Source organism: Psychrobacter sp. 72-O-c (genome assembly GCF_904846605.1).
Lineage (GTDB): Bacteria > Pseudomonadota > Gammaproteobacteria > Pseudomonadales > Moraxellaceae > Psychrobacter.
The window spans coordinates 69,080-86,796 of record NZ_CAJHBI010000002.1; the positions used below are offsets into that span (position 1 = coordinate 69,080).

Here is a 17,717-nt window from a genome sequence, read left to right on the forward strand (position 1 = left end):
TTAGATAGTCGACAGTGAAGTTCACCTTAATAAAGCGGACATTATAGAGATGACACAGTAGGGTTGTCTTTTTTTCGTTAAGGGACACTATTAAAAATAGAATAGTTAATTCATTCAATGATTGGTTCGATAAAGGCTTAGTTTTGACTGTGATTGATTTGATTGTTCTTAATGAATAGGTATTAAATAGACAGTTTGTTATTCAAAGAGGTCTATTGATATAGCGACTTATAATAAGTAGCCTTAAGTAGACCATAGATACCTTGTATGAAAGGCACGATCAGTCATTTAGATTTAACACAAACTAAAAGAAGTCAGCTAGCTCTTCCTTACTTTATTCGTCTCGCGTGGTACTCAGTGTATTTGGCAGATAATTGCCAAATCATAAGTAACTACCAGACATAACCGCAAAAGGATGCCCGCTGTGAAAAGCAACCGACCTATTAATCTGCCTTTGAGCCAAGTGATTAGCGTTAACAGCTCACCGATTGCGATTGCCTCAATTCTGCATCGTATATCTGGCATTATGTTATTTTTACTTATTCCTGTCATGCTTTGGATACTACAAACCTCTTTGGCATCGCCTGAGAGCTTTGAAACCTTGTTTGATAACGTTTTCGTGCGCTTTTTGGCGTGGGTATTCGTCGCCTTTATTGCTTATCACTTTGTGATGGGTATTAAGCATCTATTTGCCGATAACGGCAGTAACGAGGAGCTGAAATCTGCACGTATGGTGACCGTAGTCAGCTTCGTGATTGCAGCGATTCTAATTGTTGCGTCATTTATATGGGTGATGTTCTAATGAGTAAAAATAATTCAGGAATCAAAAGCGCCACCGGTCTGACAGGGTCAGGCTCACGTGACTGGATAGTCCAGCGTATTAGTGCTGTGGTTTTAGCGGTCTATAGCGTTGTGCTACTTGGCTTCTTTTTGATACATGGTAACGTGGACTTTTTTGAATGGTCAGCATTTATGACTAGCTTGCCAATGCGTTTATTCAGCTTAGTGGCTATTATTGCTTTGGCCGGTCATGCTTGGGTTGGGATGTGGACGGTATTTACTGACTACATTACCACTGGCAAAATGGGTTCAAGCGCTGCAGGTCTACGTTTGGTGTTACAGTCATTAATGATTATCACCATTCTGGTTTTTCTATTCTGGGGTATCATGATTTTTTGGGGTAATGGCTTCGGTATTGTTGCTGTTTAACCTTTAAATATCTGAACCCTATAATATTCAATTTATAGAAATTAAATATTATGAATAAGGACGGACTGCTCGGTCAGTTTTATTGACTGGTAAAGTATTTAAAAATAGCCCGTAAATAGCCATATAAGAGTTATTGTATTATATCGTATCGGCGCATGTAGTTGCTCACTTGCTTTCGAGCATAGTTTGAACAGCGAATGAACGAGTTGAACTTTATATAACGATGACTATGCAAATTTTAGTAAGTGGTTGAAGGTTGTTTATATCATCATGAGTAATTAAAGCCTGGCAAAAATGAGTATGAAAAACGCTCAGTAGTGCGACCATGATGTCATATTAAACAATCCTTGTATTTACTTCGTAAGCATTAACAGGCATTAGGAAAACCGTAATGGCAACTAGACAAGATAATACCATTAGCAACATCAAAACCTTAAACTATGACGCGATCATCGTTGGCGGTGGTGGGTCAGGTATGCGTGCCTCACTACATCTGGCCGAAGCAGGCATGAATGTTGCGGTACTTACCAAAGTATTCCCAACTCGTTCACACACCGTTGCCGCTCAGGGTGGTATTGGTGCCAGCCTTGGTAACATGAGTAATGACAACTGGCATTTTCACTTTTATGACACCGTCAAAGGGTCAGATTGGTTAGGCGACCAAGACGCTATTGAATACATGTGCCGCGAAGCACCAAAAGTGGTGTATGAGCTTGAGCACATGGGCATGCCATTTGACCGTAATGAAGATGGTACGATTTATCAGCGTCCATTTGGTGGTCACACCTCAAACTACGGTGAAAAAGCGGTTCAACGCGCTTGTGCAGCAGCCGACCGTACGGGTCACGCAATGCTACATACGCTATATCAAAAAAACCTTGAACGAGGTACGCAGTTTTTCATTGAATGGATTGCACTGGATTTGATCAAAGACGAAGCCGGCAATATTAATGGCGTTATCGCTCTTGAGCAAGAAACAGGTACGGTCGCGGTATTCCAAGCACCGATTACTGTCTTAGCAACTGGTGGTGCAGGTCGTATCTTTGCCGCATCTACTAATGCTTATATTAATACTGGTGACGGTATTGGTATGGCGGTTCGTGCTGGTGTACCTCTACAGGATATGGAGTTCTGGCAGTTCCATCCAACGGGTGTCGCAGGCGCTGGCGTACTATTGACTGAAGGTTGTCGTGGTGAAGGGGCTATCTTACGTAATAAAGATGGTGAAGCCTTTATGGAGCGTTATGCGCCTACCGTAAAAGACTTGGCACCCCGAGATTTAGTCTCGCGTTCAATGGATCAAGAGATTAAAGAAGGTCGTGGTTGTGGTCCTAATGCCGATCATATTGTTATGGACATGACCCATTTGGGTGTTGAAACTATTATGAAGCGCTTGCCTTCGGTATTTGAGATTGGCAAAAACTTTGCAAACGTTGATATCACTAAAGAGCCTATTCCGGTTATCCCAACCATTCACTATATGATGGGCGGTATTCCTACTACCATTCATGGTCAAGTGATAACGCCTGATCTAGAAGCAGGTACCGATGAAGAAGGTATATATAACGAAGGTACTGTAGTCAAAGGTCTTTATGCTATTGGCGAATGTGCGTGTGTTAGTGTCCACGGTGCTAATCGTTTAGGGACTAACTCTTTGCTTGATTTGTTAGTCTTTGGTCGCGCTGCTGGTAAACATATCGTTGATGAATATCATCATGCTGATCATACTTACAAACCGCTTGATCCTCATGTGCTTGACTTCACAGTTAACCGTTTAGACAAGCTACAACAGTCTACTGAAGGCTACAATGCGCAAGACGTGGCTGATGAAATTCGCGAAACGATGCAAAAGCATGCTAGCGTATTCCGCACCCAAGCAATGATGGACGAAGGGGTTGCAAAAATTCTAGCGCTGGGTGATAAGATTGATCAAATTCATCTTGCTGATAAGTCACAAGTATTCAATACCGCGCGTATTGAGGCCTTTGAAGTGGCAAACCTTTACGAAGTAGCGAAAGCGACTATGGTATCGGCAGCTCATCGTCATGAAAGTCGCGGCGCGCACAGTGTAGCGGACTATGATCGTCCAGAAGATGATGACTATGCACCAAACGGTCGTAACGATCACGACTGGATGAAGCATACCTTGTGGTATTCTGAAGGCAATAAAATCGTCTATAAGCCGGTACGCAAAATCCCCCTAACCGTAGATTATATTGAGCCAAAAGTTCGCGTCTACTAATTAGTTTTATGATTAGTACGCAACCGCGTATCTTAGGTGTACGAATAGCTTAAACGTTTTATCCCTTATTAATTTACTAAAAAGGTGACCGCCAGCGACAAACCCATGCCAGCGCTAGTATAAACCAGAGTGATTTTAGCGCTGTTATGATGCCTCTTTTGTCTGCCCGCCATCACCTATGTGTGGAGTTTAGCATTATGAGCCGAGGTACTCGCACCATCGAAATCTATCGCTACGATCCTGATCAGGACGCAGCGCCGCGTATGCAAACTTATACGGTTGAGCTGCTTGAGTCAGACCGTATGTTGCTTGACGTTTTATTACGCCTGAAAAAGCAAGACGAAACCATCACTTTCCGTCGTTCGTGCCGCGAAGGCATTTGCGGGTCTGATGGGATGAATATTAATGGTAAAAATGGCTTGGCATGTCTAATAAACATGAATACTTTGCCTGAAAAAGTTACCATTCGTCCGTTACCAGGCTTACCGGTAGTCCGTGATTTGGTTGTCGATATGAACCAATTCTATGAGCAATATGAAAAGGTACATCCGTTCTTAATCAATGACCAACCAGCGCCGCCAACCGAGCGCCTACAGTCACCTGAGCAGCGTGAAAAGATGAACGGTCTATATGAATGTATCTTATGCGCTTGCTGTTCGACCAGTTGCCCGTCGTTTTGGTGGAATCCTGATAAGTTCTTAGGGCCAGCCGCATTATTGAGCGCCAACCGCTTTGTAATGGACAGCCGTGATACCGATACCCAAGCACGTTTGGCCCGCTTAGATGATCCGTTTAGCTTGTTCCGTTGCCGCGGTATTATGAACTGCGTTGCCGTATGTCCAAAAGGCTTGAACCCAACTAAAGCGATTGGTAATCTACGTAATATGTTGATTGACGAAGCGGGTTAAGTTTACCAGTCATTGGACTGCTCGTTTAGAGCTGAGCATTCAGAGATTAGAGACTGAGGCCTAAAGATAAATATTTAATTATAACCATACAAAAACACCGCCTAATAATTTGGCGGTGTTTTTTATTATCGATACAACGGAAATATAGTCAAGCTTGAGCCAAATAAGAAAAAGCAAAGTAGAAAGCGTAGAAGTAACAGCTGTAAACGACGGTTGGCATAATCGATATGGCACTTTTTTGATTCAAAGTGTCATTTAGAGAGGTAAAGTTTCGGGGTAAGAAAGGACTGGTTTTAGGTTATAGTCGAGGCTCTATTTTGCTTTTACCCTTTAGCAACTTATAGTTTCACAAAACAATACCATTATCTATCACTTGAGATAAAAATATGGTTGCAAAAATGCTATCATAGTAGCGGTAAATTTCATCACCCTTCAATTACGGTTTAATTGTATATTTATGATGCTATATCTATTGTTTGATCTTATAGAGAGACTCATAATAAGCATGACTGAAACGAAGATGATAATAGATATTTATTACGTAAATACTTAGTATTGAACAAACAAACTATGTGAAGTAATTTTGCCATGCTACCCTAGGTAGCAATTTATGTTTGGTCCAAATGACAACGCACCTTAGTCACAAAAGACGCTTTTAAATCGCTGACTATTTGCTAGCAATTAGTCCAGTGGTAAGGGTAGTAAATGACTTAATTATAGACCAATCGAATTAAATAACGGTCTATTGTTTCTTTTATTAATGACGTTATTAATATTTTGGTTATAGCTAATGTCATTATATATAAATTAATGTTGTGAAACGAGGCTATTAACAAGACCGAACGTTCACAAATAATTTTAACTGTCATATTGCCATTGTAATAAAGGCTTTGTGCCACTACTCAACTTGTCGTTTACCTTGTAAATATTAACCCCAAAGTAAATTATGAGAAAAGGGTAAAATCTAAGTTTTATATTGTTACTGCTTATATTTATTATGACTGCTAATGGCTATCTATTAGCAACTATCTATAACAGTGATGCTACAACAGTAATGAATAACAATAGCTTTCCTAGTAAATAATCCTTCACGATATACGTCAACTTGTCTAAGCGCCTAGCATACGACGGATTACACAACAATAAGCACGTTTCCATTCATTTATCTATCAAATAGACGATCATTATGAATAGTATAACTAAAGAAGCTGAAGGCGTAGACCATACTGAGCTCGCCGCTGATAACGCCCACTATATTGAATCTCTCTATGAACAATATCTAAGTGACCCGACCAGTGTCGATACGGATTGGCAAGATTACTTTAAGCAGTATCAATCTCCTAACGATGCTAAGCATAATGCGATTAAAGATCAATTCTTATTGCTGGCACGCAATCAAACGGCTAACAAAGGCAGCACCACGTCTGAAAGCGCAGCAACTGCCGGTTCAGCCAACTGTGCAGACCCTAAGCAAATGGGCGTACAGCAGCTTATTTCTGCTTATCGTCGCCGTGGTCATCGCCGCGCGCAGCTTGATCCTTTAGAGTTGCACCCACGTGCCGAAGTTGAAGACTTAACCCTATCGTATCACGGCTTATCAGAAGCAGATCTTGATACCGTATATCCTACTGGCGATTTAGATATTGGTAAGACCGAAGCGCCATTAAGTGAGATTATCGAGATTATGGAGCGTATTTATTGCCGCTATCTCGGCATAGAGTACATGCACGTGACCACCAGTGTTGAAAAACGTTGGATGGAAAAATATCTTGAAACCAATCTAGGTTATATTAAGTTTGATGACGAAAAACGTCTGTCTATTCTTGAGCGTTTAACGGCAGCTGAAGGATTAGAGAAGTATTTAGCCCGTAAATATACTGGCGTGAAGCGTTTTGGGCTAGAGGGCGGTGAGAGCTTTATTCCTGCACTTAACGAAATCATCCAACGAGCGGGTGGCTACGGTACCAAAGAGATGGTTATCGGTATGGCTCACCGTGGTCGATTGAACTTATTGGTCAACGTTTTAGGCAAAAACCCAGCAGATTTGTTTGACGAGTTCGATGGTAAGGTACAGCCAGAAAAAGGCTCCGGTGACGTTAAGTATCACAATGGCTACTCCTCTAACGTGATGACCCCAGGCGGTGAAGCACATTTGGCATTGGCCTTTAATCCCTCGCATCTTGAGATTGTGTCACCCGTATTAGAAGGCTCTGTACGGGCACGCCAAGTACGCCGTAATGACACCACTGGTAACTTAGTATTGCCGATAGTAGTTCATGGCGATGCCGCATTTTCAGCTCAAGGCGTAGTACAAGAAACTTTTCAGATGTCGCAAACTCGTGCTTATACTACTGGCGGCACGCTACATATTGTCATCAACAACCAAGTAGGCTTTACCACCAGTCGTCAAGAAGATGCACGCTCAACTGAGTACTGTACTGACGTCGCAAAAATGGTCCACGCGCCTATTTTACATGTCAATGGTGATGATCCAGAGTCCGTGGTATTTGCTGCGCAATTGGCGTTAGATTATCGTCATGAATTTGGCAAAGACATTATTATTGACCTGTTTTGCTATCGCCGTAATGGCCATAACGAAGCAGATGAGCCATCAGCGACCCAACCGCTTATGTATGCGGTTATCAAAAAGCTACCGACTACTCGTGCTATATATGCCAAAAAACTTATTGAAGATGGTCTCATTAGTAACGAGGAAGAAACAAAGTACGAAGACGATTACCGTGAGTCGCTTGATCGTGGCGAGTATGTGGTTAATTCTTTGGTACTTGAGCCTAGTACTGAATTATTCATTGATTGGGAACCTTATTTGGGTCACGATTTGGTCGATGACTGGGATACCAGCGTTGATATTGAAATCCTTAAGGGCTATGGTCGCCGTATGGCAGAGATGCCAGAAGGCTATAAGCTACAGCGCCAAGTACAGAAAGTCGTTGATCAGCGCTTAGCCATGCAAACCGGTGAAGAGCCTTTAAACTGGGGCGCAGCTGAAACCTTAGCATACGCGACACTAGTGGATCATGACAACACCTTAGTCCGTATCACTGGTGAAGATGTTGGTCGTGGTACTTTTGCTCATCGCCATAGCGAACTATATAATATCAATGATGGCAGCATGTATGTGCCACTTGCCCATATGAGTGACACGCAATCGCGTTTTGCTATTTACAACTCATTGTTATCAGAAGAAGCTGTTCTGGCCTTTGAATATGGTTATGCGACCACAGTTCCGAACGCTTTAATCGTTTGGGAAGCGCAGTTCGGTGACTTCGTCAACGGCGCACAAGTGGTCATTGACCAGTTTATCGCAAGTGGCGAAACCAAGTGGCAGCGCGTTTGTGGTTTGACTATGCTGTTACCGCACGGCTTTGAAGGTCAAGGTCCTGAGCATTCTTCAGCCCGTCTTGAGCGCTTCTTACAGTTATGTGCTGAAGATAATATGCAGGTCATCACGCCAACGACACCCGCGCAAATTTATCATGCGCTCCGTCGTCAAGCAGTGCGTCCAATTCGTAAGCCGTTGATTGTGATGTCCCCTAAGAGCTTACTTCGTCATAAGCTTGCGACCTCACAGTTAGAAGAGCTGGCAAATGGTAAGTTTGAAACTATATTGCCAGAGATGGATCAGCAGAATGCCGATGAGGTAACGCGCTTAGTGTTATGTGGCGGTAAGGTCTATTATGACTTACTGGAGCAGCGCCGTGCCTTAGGTCTGGATCATGTTGCTATTGTTCGTATCGAGCAGCTGTATCCGCTACCAGAAGAGCGCTTGATTGCTGAAATTGATAGATATAGTAATCTAAAAGAGATCGTTTGGACGCAAGAAGAACCATTAAATCAGGGTGCCTGGTATTATTTAGCTCCTGATATGTACCGCATTGTGGTACCGCATCCAACCAAAGCAAAAGTTTTAGAGCCGGTTGCTCGTCCTGCAAGTGCTGCCCCTGCGACTGGTTCTGCAAAATTACACCTTCAGCAGCAACAAGCATTAATCGCTGGCAGTCTTGGCGTTAGTGTCGATGAGTTGGCTAAGTAAGCGCTACCAATATAAGACATATCAATCGGGCGATGACAGTTAGCACTTTATGACTCAAGCTGACTGCCTATCACGACTTAATAATAAATAGTAATATCCAAATCTAAGGAGTATATCGATGGCTGAGATCAAAGCCCCCGTTTTTCCAGAATCGGTTGCCGATGGCACAATCGTTGAATGGCATGTCACTGAAGGCCAACAAGTTAACCGTGATGACCTATTAGCTGAAATTGAAACTGACAAAGTCGTATTAGAAGTCGTTGCACCTGATAATGGGGTAGTGACCAAAATCGTCAAGCAAGTTGATGATACGGTATTGTCTGATGAGCTGATCGCAGAATTCGAAGCGGGCGCAAGCAGTAGCGCTGATGCCAGTGCCAGTGCGGATGATAATAGCAGTGCTCCTGCAGTAAATCCAGATCAACCAGCTGCGCCTGTGCAAGCAAAACAAGCAGCTGATGGCGGCGAACCGGTACAAGTCACTGACAAAAAAGGCACTGATAAAAAAGACAGTGTTGAAGCGGATCATAAAGATCAAAGCCCAGCGGTACGTAAAGCAGCTAAAGAGTCTGGCGTTGATCCTAAAGACGTTGAAGGTAGTGGCCGCGGTGGCCGTGTTACCAAGACTGATATGTCCAGCCCGACCCTAAAAGCAGATAGCAGCATTACCACTGACAGTGGTCGTCCTGTTGCTGAGTCAGCCGGTGAGCGTAGTGAAAAACGTGTACCTATGACTCGTCTACGCAAGCGTGTGGCTGAACGTCTGTTATCAGCGTCACAAGATACAGCGATGTTGACCACGTTTAACGAAGTTAATATGAAGCCATTAATGGATCTTCGTACCAAATACAAAGAAAAATTTGAGAAGCGTCATGGTGTGCGTTTAGGCTTTATGTCCTTGTTCATACGCGCAGCTACTGAAGCACTTAAACGCTTCCCAGCGGTTAACGCATCATTAGATGGCGATGATATCGTTTATCATGGTTACTATGATATCGGTGTTGCAGTATCTTCAGATCGTGGTTTGGTAGTTCCGGTATTACGTGATACTGATAAGATGAGCATGGCGGATGTCGAAAGCAAAATCCGTGAGCTTGGTGGTCTGGCCCAAAAAGGCAAATTGGGTCTAGATGATATGATTGGCGGTACCTTTACCATTTCAAACGGCGGCGTTTTTGGCTCATTAATGTCAACGCCTATTTTGAACCCACCCCAAACCGCTATCTTAGGTATGCATGCTATTAATGATCGCCCAATGGCAGTCGATGGCAAAGTTGAAATTCTACCTATGATGTATCTTGCGCTATCATATGATCATCGCATGATCGATGGTAAAGAAGCGGTACAGTTCTTAGTGACTATTAAAGAGCTGGTTGAAGACCCTTCATTACTTCTATTAGACCTATAAGCTCGTAAGCTTGTATTGGCAACCGCTGATACAAGCTTTTTACCTTTGTTATATTGGTTATCCTAGTTATTTAGAACTTAGTCATCTAGATGTTAGTCATTTAGATCTTAGCTATTCTTCACATCTAATTACCGTGTAAGTAATAATTTAAGTAAATCTGGTAATCATTCATTATTATCAATCAATGATAAACGCATATAGCCTACTGAAGTAGCGTATTAACTATACGGTTGGCATGCGGCTCGTTTAAATGATCTGAACACTAAATTAAACTATAAATAAAATATGGAAACGTATTATGAAAGACAATTATGATTTAGTCGTCATTGGTGGCGGCCCCGGTGGTTATGAAGCCGCTATTCGTGCAGGGCAGCTTGGTATGAGCGTTGCTTGTATTGAAAAGCGTGTTTACAAAGGCGAGCCAGCTCTTGGTGGAACCTGCTTAAACGTGGGTTGTATCCCATCAAAAGCCTTACTTGATAGCTCGCATCGTTTCGAGGCTACCAAGCATGATCTTGATGAACATGGTATCAGCACCGGTGATGTGGCTATCGATGTTGAAAAAATGATTACCCGTAAAGAAGGCATCGTCAAGCAATTGACTGGTGGTATTGCTGCTTTATTAAAAGGCAATGGTGTTGATTGGCTACAAGGTTGGGGCACGTTAGTTGACGGTACTGGCACTGATAAGAAAGTTAAATTTACGGCCCTTGCTGACGAAGCAGAAAGCACCATTACTGCCAAAAATGTTATCCTAGCGGCAGGTTCAGTCCCCATTGATATCCCAGTTGCCAAAACTGATGATGATCGTATCGTGGATTCAACCGGCGCGCTTGATTTTACTGAAGTACCTAAGCGTTTAGGCGTGATTGGTGCTGGCGTTATCGGTCTTGAGCTTGGTTCAGTATGGCGTCGCCTTGGTAGCGAAGTGGTTGTTTATGAAGCGTTACCTAAACTCTTAGCTGCTGTTGATAAAGATATGGCCAAAGAAGCCGGTAAAATATTCAAAAAACAAGGCCTCGATATCCGCGTTGATACCAAAGTGACTGGCGCTGAAGTGCAAGGTGATGAAGTAGTCGTCACTAGTGAGAACAAAGGCGAGTCTTCAGAACAGCGCTTTGATAAACTTATCGTTTGTGTTGGTCGCCGTGCTTATTCTGAAAAATTGCTTGGTGAAGACAGCGGTATCAAGCTGACTGAACGCGGTCTAATTGATGTTAATGATCAATGCCAAACCAATCTCGATGGCGTTTATGCTATCGGTGACTTGGTTCGTGGCCCTATGCTTGCGCATAAAGCCATGGAAGAGGGCATGATGGCCGTCGAGCGTATTCATGGCGAAAAAGCTCAGGTCAACTACGACACTATCATCAATGTTATCTATACTCATCCTGAAGTTGCTTGGGTTGGTCTTAATGAGCAAGAAGCAACTGAAGCGGGTTATGAAGTCAAAATCGGTTCATTTAATCTAGCAGCTAATGGCCGTGCGCTTGCCCAAAGTGAAACTCAAGGTTCGGTCAAAGTTGTGGCCGATGCCAAGACAGATCGCTTGCTAGGTATGCATGTTATCTCTGCTGGTGCTGGTGATATTGTCCATCAAGGTATGATTGCGATGGAGTTTGTCTCTAGTATCGAAGACTTGCAGCTAATGACCTTTGCGCATCCAACCATATCAGAAGCAGTCCATGAAGCTGCGTTGTCAGCAGATGGGCGCGCTATTCACGCCATTCAGCGTAAAAAGCGCAAGTAAAGAACGAACGTTTTACAACCTGACCAAGCAATAGCGCTCGCCATTATATGAGTACTATGGCTTTTGTCACGAGTGTGTGGGCAGATATTGCTGCGCACTTGTTTTCACTTTTTATTAATTGTAAAAAATAAAGGATACAATCAATGAATTTACATGAGTATCAAGCAAAAGAGCTATTAAAAAGCTACGGATTGCCCATTCAAGAAGGCATTATTGCTTATAGTGGCGACGAAGCGGCAGCAGCTTTTGATAAAACCCCAACTGACATTGCGGTTATTAAAGCGCAAGTACATGCGGGTGGCCGTGGTAAAGCCGGCGGTGTTAAATTGGTTAAAACTCGCGAAGAAGCCAAGCAAGTGACCGATGATTTAATCGGTACTAACTTAGTTACCTTCCAAACTGACGCTGATGGCCAACCGGTCAACTTCGTATTGGTTGCAGAAGATATGTATCCCGTACAAACTGAGCTATATCTTGGCGCCGTTGTCGATCGTGCAACGCGTCGCGTAACCTTCATGGCGTCAACTGAAGGCGGCGTTGATATTGAAGAAGTGGCTAATGAGACCCCAGAAAAAATCTTCAAAGTTAACGTTGATCCATTAGTAGGCCTCATGCCTTATCAAGCGCGCGATGTTGCATTCAAATTAGGTATGGAAGGCAAACAAATCAATCAGTTCGTTAAAATCATGACTGGTGCCTATCAAGCATTCGTTGAAAACGACTTTGCCTTGTTAGAGATCAACCCATTGGCCATTCGTGAAAACGGCGAAATTGTTTGTGTTGATGGCAAAATTGGTATCGACTCAAACGCTCTATATCGCTTGCCTAAAATCGCAGCGCTACAAGACAAGTCACAAGAAAATGAGCGCGAGCTTAAAGCGGCTGAGTTTGACCTAAACTATGTTGCCTTAGAAGGTAATATTGGTTGTATGGTAAACGGTGCCGGTCTTGCAATGGCGACGATGGACATCATCAAATTGTATGGCGGCAAGCCTGCTAACTTCTTGGACGTTGGCGGCGGGGCAACTAAAGATCGCGTTGTTGAAGCATTCAAGATTATCCTTGAAGACAGCAGCGTTGAAGGTGTTTTAATCAACATCTTCGGTGGTATCGTACGTTGTGACATGATTGCAGAAGCTATTATCGCTGCTATCAAAGAAGTTGACGTAAAAGTACCCGTTGTTGTGCGTCTAGAAGGTAATAACGCTGAAAAAGGTATCCAGATTCTACAAGATTCTGGTCTGAATCTTATTTCAGCTCAAGGCCTATCAGACGCTGCTCACAAAATTGTCGATGCTGTTAAAGCCTAATTGCTTAAGCATAGTAGTCAACGCGTAATAGCGGTAGCTTAGTTGTTCAAATTTACTGGCTTATTTAATAATAAGTAGTTCCACAACTAAGCGGCTATTACAAGACAACCGAATACAAGGAAAAAACAATGAGTGTATTAATTGATAAAAACACCAAAGTATTGGTCCAAGGTTTCACTGGTAAAAATGGTACGTTCCATTCTGAACAAGCCATCGAATACGGTACTAAAGTTGTAGGCGGCGTTACCCCAGGTAAAGGCGGTCAAACGCATTTAGGTCTACCTGTATTTAACACTATGTCTGAAGCTATGGAAGCCACTCAAGCTGACGCTTCTGTTATCTACGTACCAGCTCCATTCGTACTAGATTCTATCGTTGAAGCCATCGATGCGGGCGTGAAGCTGATCGTTGTGATCACTGAAGGCGTACCGACTATCGACATGCTAAAAGCCAAACGCTATCTTGAAGAAGCGGGCGATGTGCGTCTTGTTGGTCCTAACTGCCCAGGCGTTATCACTCCAGGCGAATGTAAAATTGGTATTATGCCAGGCCATATTCATCTACCCGGTAAAGTGGGCATCATCTCACGCTCTGGTACGTTGACTTATGAAGCGGTCGCTCAGACTACTAAGCTTGGCTTTGGTCAGTCAACCTGTATCGGTATCGGTGGTGATCCTATCCCTGGTATGAACCAGATTGATGCGTTGAAATTGTTCCAAGACGATCCACAAACTGAAGCTATCATCCTAATCGGTGAGATTGGTGGTACTGCTGAAGAAGAAGCAGCCGCCTATATCAAAGACCACGTAACTAAACCAGTTGTTGGTTATATCGCTGGTGTTACAGCTCCTGAAGGCAAGCGTATGGGTCATGCCGGCGCTATCATCTCAGGCGGTCAAGGCACAGCTGAAGAGAAATTCAAAGCCTTTGAAGATGCAGGAATCGCCTATACGCGTGACCCTTCTAAACTTGGTGACAAACTTAAAGAAGTTACTGGCTGGTAATATAGGCATCTGCCTATTAACTAACTTATTGCGTAACTACTAGAACTGCCTTGATATACCATAAAGACACCCCTACAATGGGGTGTCTTTTTTTGTTTTAAAAACTGCCTTGGATGATGATATGAAAAATAAAATATTAGTAACAGGCGGTGCAGGGTATATCGGTACGCATACTTGTATCGCTTTACATCAAGCAGGTTACGATATCGTCATCTATGACAATTTATCTAATAGTAGTCGTGAGGCTATTAACCGGGTCTCGCAGCTTATCGATGTCTCTATTGACTTTATTGAAGGAGATATCCGTGATGCTAAGCGACTTCGAGAAGTGTTTGAGGCTCATCAGTTCTTTGGAGTGATTCATTTTGCTGGACTCAAAGCCGTTGGTGAATCTGTTGCTAAGCCTTTGATGTATTATAATAATAACGTTAGCGGTACTATTAATTTACTTGAAGTCATGGCGGAATATAAGGTTAAAAAATTCGTTTTTTCTTCATCGGCTACTGTATACGGCGATCCTGAAGTTCTGCCTATCGATGAGAATTCTCCGCGCTCTTGTACCAACCCTTATGGCCAAAGTAAGCTGACAGTTGAGCATATTTTAGAAAACTTAGCAGTGTCGGATAATGACTGGAACCTGATTACCCTTAGATACTTTAATCCAGTCGGTGCGCATCCATCCGGTCAGATCGGGGAAGACCCAAATGACATTCCTAATAATCTCATGCCTTATATTTCCCAAGTTGCGGTCGGTAAGCTTGCCAAACTGAATATTTTTGGTAATGACTATCCAACGGTCGATGGTACGGGCGTCCGCGACTTCATTCACGTTACTGACCTTGCGGCAGGACATGTTGCTGCGCTCAATTATTTAGAAGACCAAACGTCAGCTGTTGGGTTTTTACCTATCAATTTAGGCACTGGCAAAGGCAGCTCAGTATTAGAGTTAGTTACTGCTTTTACCAAAGTGTCTGGACAAAAAATTCCCTATCAGTTTACCGATCGCCGTGCGGGTGATATCGCCAGCTGTTATGCCAGTGCTGATAAGGCGCAATCATTACTAGGTTGGCAAGCAAAGCTGTCTATTGCTGACATGTGTGAAGATACTTGGCGTTGGCAAAGTATGAATCCGAATGGGTACAAAGCATAGAAAGTATAGAAGATATAAAAGTTCTCGTAAAATCTATTGCGTCATATTAGTTTAATACTGTTTCACTATTCAGAATTATTTCATCCTTTTAATGTAGCCTTATAACTATGAAAAAAATCACTCATGCTGTTATTCCTGTCGCAGGCTTTGGCACGCGCATGTTGCCGTTGTCGAAATCAGTGCCGAAAGAGTTATTACCACTAGGCAATCGTCCCGCTATTCATTATGTGGTCGAAGAGGCCATCGCTGCCGGTATTAAGCACATTGTACTAGTCGGTCATGCGCAAAAAAGTGCGATTGAAAATTACTTCGATATCAATGCTGAGCTTGATAATCAGTTGCGTAATAAAGGTAAAGACGCGTTGGCTGATAGCTTAAACTGGCTACCAGAGGACGTGACCGTATCTATGATACGTCAAGGTAAAGCGCTGGGTCTTGGGCATGCGGTACTAGCAGCACGACCCATTATTGGTGACCATAATTTTGCGGTGCTATTGCCTGATGTGGTTCTCGATCCGTTTGCTAATGATATGCACAAAGATAATTTAGCTTTTATGTTGACGGCCTTCGCTAATAACGACCATTCGCAGATATTGGTGGATAAAGTGGCTGATAGCGAAGTACATAAATACGGTATTGCTAAGCTTAGTGACCGTTCTCATGATGTGAGTGATATTAATAAAGCTGACGTTAACGCTAGCTTCCAAGTAGCCGGTTTTGTAGAAAAGCCCAGTTTAGCAGACGCGCCGTCTCGATTGGCGGTAGTAGGTCGCTATGTCTTTAGCAATAAAATATTTGATTACTTAGCGAATACTACGGCCTCTGTTGGTGGTGAAATTCAACTGACCGATGCTATTGATGCGCTAATTAGTCAGCATGGGGTTGATGTGACGACTATGGTTGGTGACAGTTATGATGCCGGTGATATGCGCTCGTATATGCAGGCGTTTGTATATTTTGCCCAGCAGCAATTAGCTCCCGATGAATAAAGTACCGCAGGGCAAAGCGCAAAGTAGCGCACGAGATTCTGAACACTGGCTGCAACTAAAGCAGTTGGCTGAGCAAAAGTGGTCGTTGTCGACCTTGTTTGCGCAAGATAAAACGCGTACCCAGCGTTTTAGCGCCCAAGCCGGTGCGATTTATATGGACTATAGCAAGCAGTGTATTGATGAGACTGTGCTGACAAGTCTATTAAATTTAGCGGATAGTGGCGATTTATCCACGCGTATTGAGGCGTTATTGCAAGGCGCAATGGTCAATACTAGTGAAGAACGCGCGGCCTTGCATACGGCACTACGTTTGCCTGCCACCGCAACATTGCAAGTCGGCACACAAGATGTGGTTGCTGATGTACATCATAGCCTGGCGCAAGTGGAGCGGCTATCACAGCGCATTCGTAGTGGCAGTTGGCGCGGGTTTTCAGGTAAAGCGATTACTGATGTGGTCAATATTGGGGTTGGCGGTTCTGATTTAGGGCCATTAATGGCCGCTACCGCGCTTGATGAATGGGCAGATACAGCTATCGTGGTACATTTTGTCTCCAATATGGATGGCAGCCAGCTTGATAACTTACTTAAGCGTTTAAATGCTGAGACCACGCTATTTATTATCTCATCTAAATCCTTTGGAACTGTCGATACCCTCTCTAATGCCAAGACCGCGCTGTCCTGGTTGCTTACTACCGCTACCTTGCGCGCGGGTACTCAAGACAGTGTATTACGTCGCCACTTTATCGGTATCTCAGCAAATAGCAAAAAAATGAGCGAATGGGGCATTCATCCCGAGCATCAGTTGCAGCTTTGGGATTGGGTTGGGGGGCGTTTTTCCTTGTGGTCAGCGATTGGGCTGGCTATTGCCATTCGGATTGGTATGGCGCAGTTTCGTGAGCTGCTGGCAGGCGCACACAGCATGGATGTGCATTTTGCCAATGCCGATTTTTCGGATAATTTACCAGTACTGCTAGGGTTACTGGCGGTTTGGAACAGTACCTTTTTACATATTCATGCTCATACGGTGTTGCCTTATGACGGGCGCTTGGGCTATTTACCCAGCTATTTGACTCAACTAGAGATGGAAAGTAATGGCAAGTCCGTGACTCATGATGGCGAACGTGTTGACTACGACACTTGCCCGATTTTATGGGGTGAAGTTGGCTCTAACGCCCAGCATGCCTTTTATCAGCTGCTGCATCAAGGTACTCAACACGTGTCTTGCGACTTTATAGCTTGCGTGCGTCATTATAGTGATGAAGTACAAAATGCCTCGCTGCAACAGCAACATGAGCTGTCACTGGCGAATTGTTTGGCACAAAGTCGCGTGCTGGCTTTTGGTAATGCAGCTATCGCTGATACTGATATTGCTAATAAAGCGGCCGCTTGTGATGCGGATAAATATAAGAACTATCGCGGCAATCAACCTTCAACCACGCTACTTATCGATGAGCTGACCCCGCATAGCTTGGGGGCGCTGATTGCACTATATGAGCACAAAGTTTATGTGATGGCCAGTGTTTGGGATATTAATCCGTTTGATCAATGGGGCGTTGAGATGGGTAAGCAGATGGCTGAGACCGTTTATCATGCCTTACAACAGGACGGCACTAACCCCTTTGATACGTCCACCAATCAGTTGCTTACACATATCAGACGCTTGTCTTAGAAATTATATTCTTAATACAAAATA

At 43.5% G+C, this 17,717-nt stretch carries 12 protein-coding genes; all 12 read left to right on the plus strand.

Features of this window, described 5'->3' with window-relative positions; translation table 11 throughout:
- Window positions 1-415 precede the first annotated feature (415 nt).
- The 12 genes from sdhC to pgi all read left to right on the plus strand — a co-directional run bounded on the left by sdhC (window position 416) and on the right by pgi (window position 17,693).
- Entirely contained in the window at window positions 416-802 is a 387-nt protein-coding gene (sdhC, locus tag JMX97_RS00950) for a succinate dehydrogenase, cytochrome b556 subunit (protein WP_201554213.1), read from the plus strand.
- A gap of 20 nt (window positions 803-822) precedes the next feature.
- The gene (sdhD, locus tag JMX97_RS00955; RefSeq protein ID WP_227671398.1) at window positions 823-1,209 is read left to right on the plus strand and encodes a succinate dehydrogenase, hydrophobic membrane anchor protein; all 387 of its coding nucleotides are present in this window, start codon (window positions 823-825) and stop codon (window positions 1,207-1,209) included.
- 391 nt (window positions 1,210-1,600) lie between these two features.
- On the plus strand, window positions 1,601-3,451 hold the full coding sequence (gene sdhA, locus JMX97_RS00960; protein WP_201554217.1) for a succinate dehydrogenase flavoprotein subunit: 1,851 nt from the start codon (window positions 1,601-1,603) through the stop codon (window positions 3,449-3,451).
- Window positions 3,452-3,648: 197 nt separating this feature from the next.
- The gene (locus JMX97_RS00965) at window positions 3,649-4,359 is read left to right on the plus strand and encodes a succinate dehydrogenase iron-sulfur subunit (protein WP_201554219.1); all 711 of its coding nucleotides are present in this window, start codon (window positions 3,649-3,651) and stop codon (window positions 4,357-4,359) included.
- Window positions 4,360-5,545: 1,186 nt separating this feature from the next.
- The gene (locus tag JMX97_RS00970; RefSeq protein WP_201554221.1) at window positions 5,546-8,413 is read left to right on the plus strand and encodes a 2-oxoglutarate dehydrogenase E1 component; all 2,868 of its coding nucleotides are present in this window, start codon (window positions 5,546-5,548) and stop codon (window positions 8,411-8,413) included.
- Window positions 8,414-8,531: 118 nt separating this feature from the next.
- Window positions 8,532-9,821, plus strand: a complete 1,290-nt coding sequence (odhB, locus tag JMX97_RS00975; RefSeq protein ID WP_201554223.1) for a 2-oxoglutarate dehydrogenase complex dihydrolipoyllysine-residue succinyltransferase — start codon at window positions 8,532-8,534, stop codon at window positions 9,819-9,821.
- A 298-nt stretch (window positions 9,822-10,119) separates the two neighbouring features.
- A complete protein-coding gene (gene lpdA / locus JMX97_RS00980; protein WP_201554224.1) occupies window positions 10,120-11,571 on the plus strand; it encodes a dihydrolipoyl dehydrogenase in 1,452 nt (483 codons plus the stop codon).
- Between the two features lie 143 nt (window positions 11,572-11,714).
- Complete coding sequence (sucC, locus tag JMX97_RS00985; protein WP_201554226.1) at window positions 11,715-12,881, plus strand: ADP-forming succinate--CoA ligase subunit beta; 1,167 nt, start codon at window positions 11,715-11,717, stop codon at window positions 12,879-12,881.
- A gap of 128 nt (window positions 12,882-13,009) precedes the next feature.
- The gene (sucD, locus tag JMX97_RS00990; protein ID WP_201554227.1) at window positions 13,010-13,885 is read left to right on the plus strand and encodes a succinate--CoA ligase subunit alpha; all 876 of its coding nucleotides are present in this window, start codon (window positions 13,010-13,012) and stop codon (window positions 13,883-13,885) included.
- A 121-nt stretch (window positions 13,886-14,006) separates the two neighbouring features.
- Window positions 14,007-15,035, plus strand: coding sequence for a UDP-glucose 4-epimerase GalE (gene galE, locus JMX97_RS00995; RefSeq protein WP_201554228.1), 1,029 nt, complete (start codon window positions 14,007-14,009; stop codon window positions 15,033-15,035).
- 107 nt (window positions 15,036-15,142) lie between these two features.
- Window positions 15,143-16,024: a UTP--glucose-1-phosphate uridylyltransferase gene (locus tag JMX97_RS01000; RefSeq protein WP_201554229.1), complete on the plus strand. Its 882-nt coding sequence runs from the start codon at window positions 15,143-15,145 to the stop codon at window positions 16,022-16,024.
- The gene (gene pgi / locus JMX97_RS01005) at window positions 16,017-17,693 is read left to right on the plus strand and encodes a glucose-6-phosphate isomerase (protein ID WP_201554231.1); all 1,677 of its coding nucleotides are present in this window, start codon (window positions 16,017-16,019) and stop codon (window positions 17,691-17,693) included. The genes JMX97_RS01000 and pgi overlap by 8 nt, the downstream gene beginning before the upstream one ends.
- Window positions 17,694-17,717: the final 24 nt, after the last annotated feature.

Bases quoted from the DNA above. Each gene is read 5' to 3' on its own strand.
- sdhC (WP_201554213.1), top strand. From the start codon at position 416: ATGCCCGCTGTGAAAAGCAACCGACCTATTAATCTGCCTTTGAGCCAA.
- JMX97_RS00965 (WP_201554219.1), top strand. From the start codon at position 3,649: ATGAGCCGAGGTACTCGCACCATCGAAATCTATCGCTACGATCCTGAT.
- sdhA (WP_201554217.1), top strand. From the start codon at position 1,601: ATGGCAACTAGACAAGATAATACCATTAGCAACATCAAAACCTTAAAC.
- sucD (WP_201554227.1), top strand. From the start codon at position 13,010: ATGAGTGTATTAATTGATAAAAACACCAAAGTATTGGTCCAAGGTTTC.
- lpdA (WP_201554224.1), top strand. From the start codon at position 10,120: ATGAAAGACAATTATGATTTAGTCGTCATTGGTGGCGGCCCCGGTGGT.
- JMX97_RS00970 (WP_201554221.1), top strand. From the start codon at position 5,546: ATGAATAGTATAACTAAAGAAGCTGAAGGCGTAGACCATACTGAGCTC.
- pgi (WP_201554231.1), top strand. From the start codon at position 16,017: ATGAATAAAGTACCGCAGGGCAAAGCGCAAAGTAGCGCACGAGATTCT.
- sucC (WP_201554226.1), top strand. From the start codon at position 11,715: ATGAATTTACATGAGTATCAAGCAAAAGAGCTATTAAAAAGCTACGGA.
- galE (WP_201554228.1), top strand. From the start codon at position 14,007: ATGAAAAATAAAATATTAGTAACAGGCGGTGCAGGGTATATCGGTACG.
- JMX97_RS01000 (WP_201554229.1), top strand. From the start codon at position 15,143: ATGAAAAAAATCACTCATGCTGTTATTCCTGTCGCAGGCTTTGGCACG.
- odhB (WP_201554223.1), top strand. From the start codon at position 8,532: ATGGCTGAGATCAAAGCCCCCGTTTTTCCAGAATCGGTTGCCGATGGC.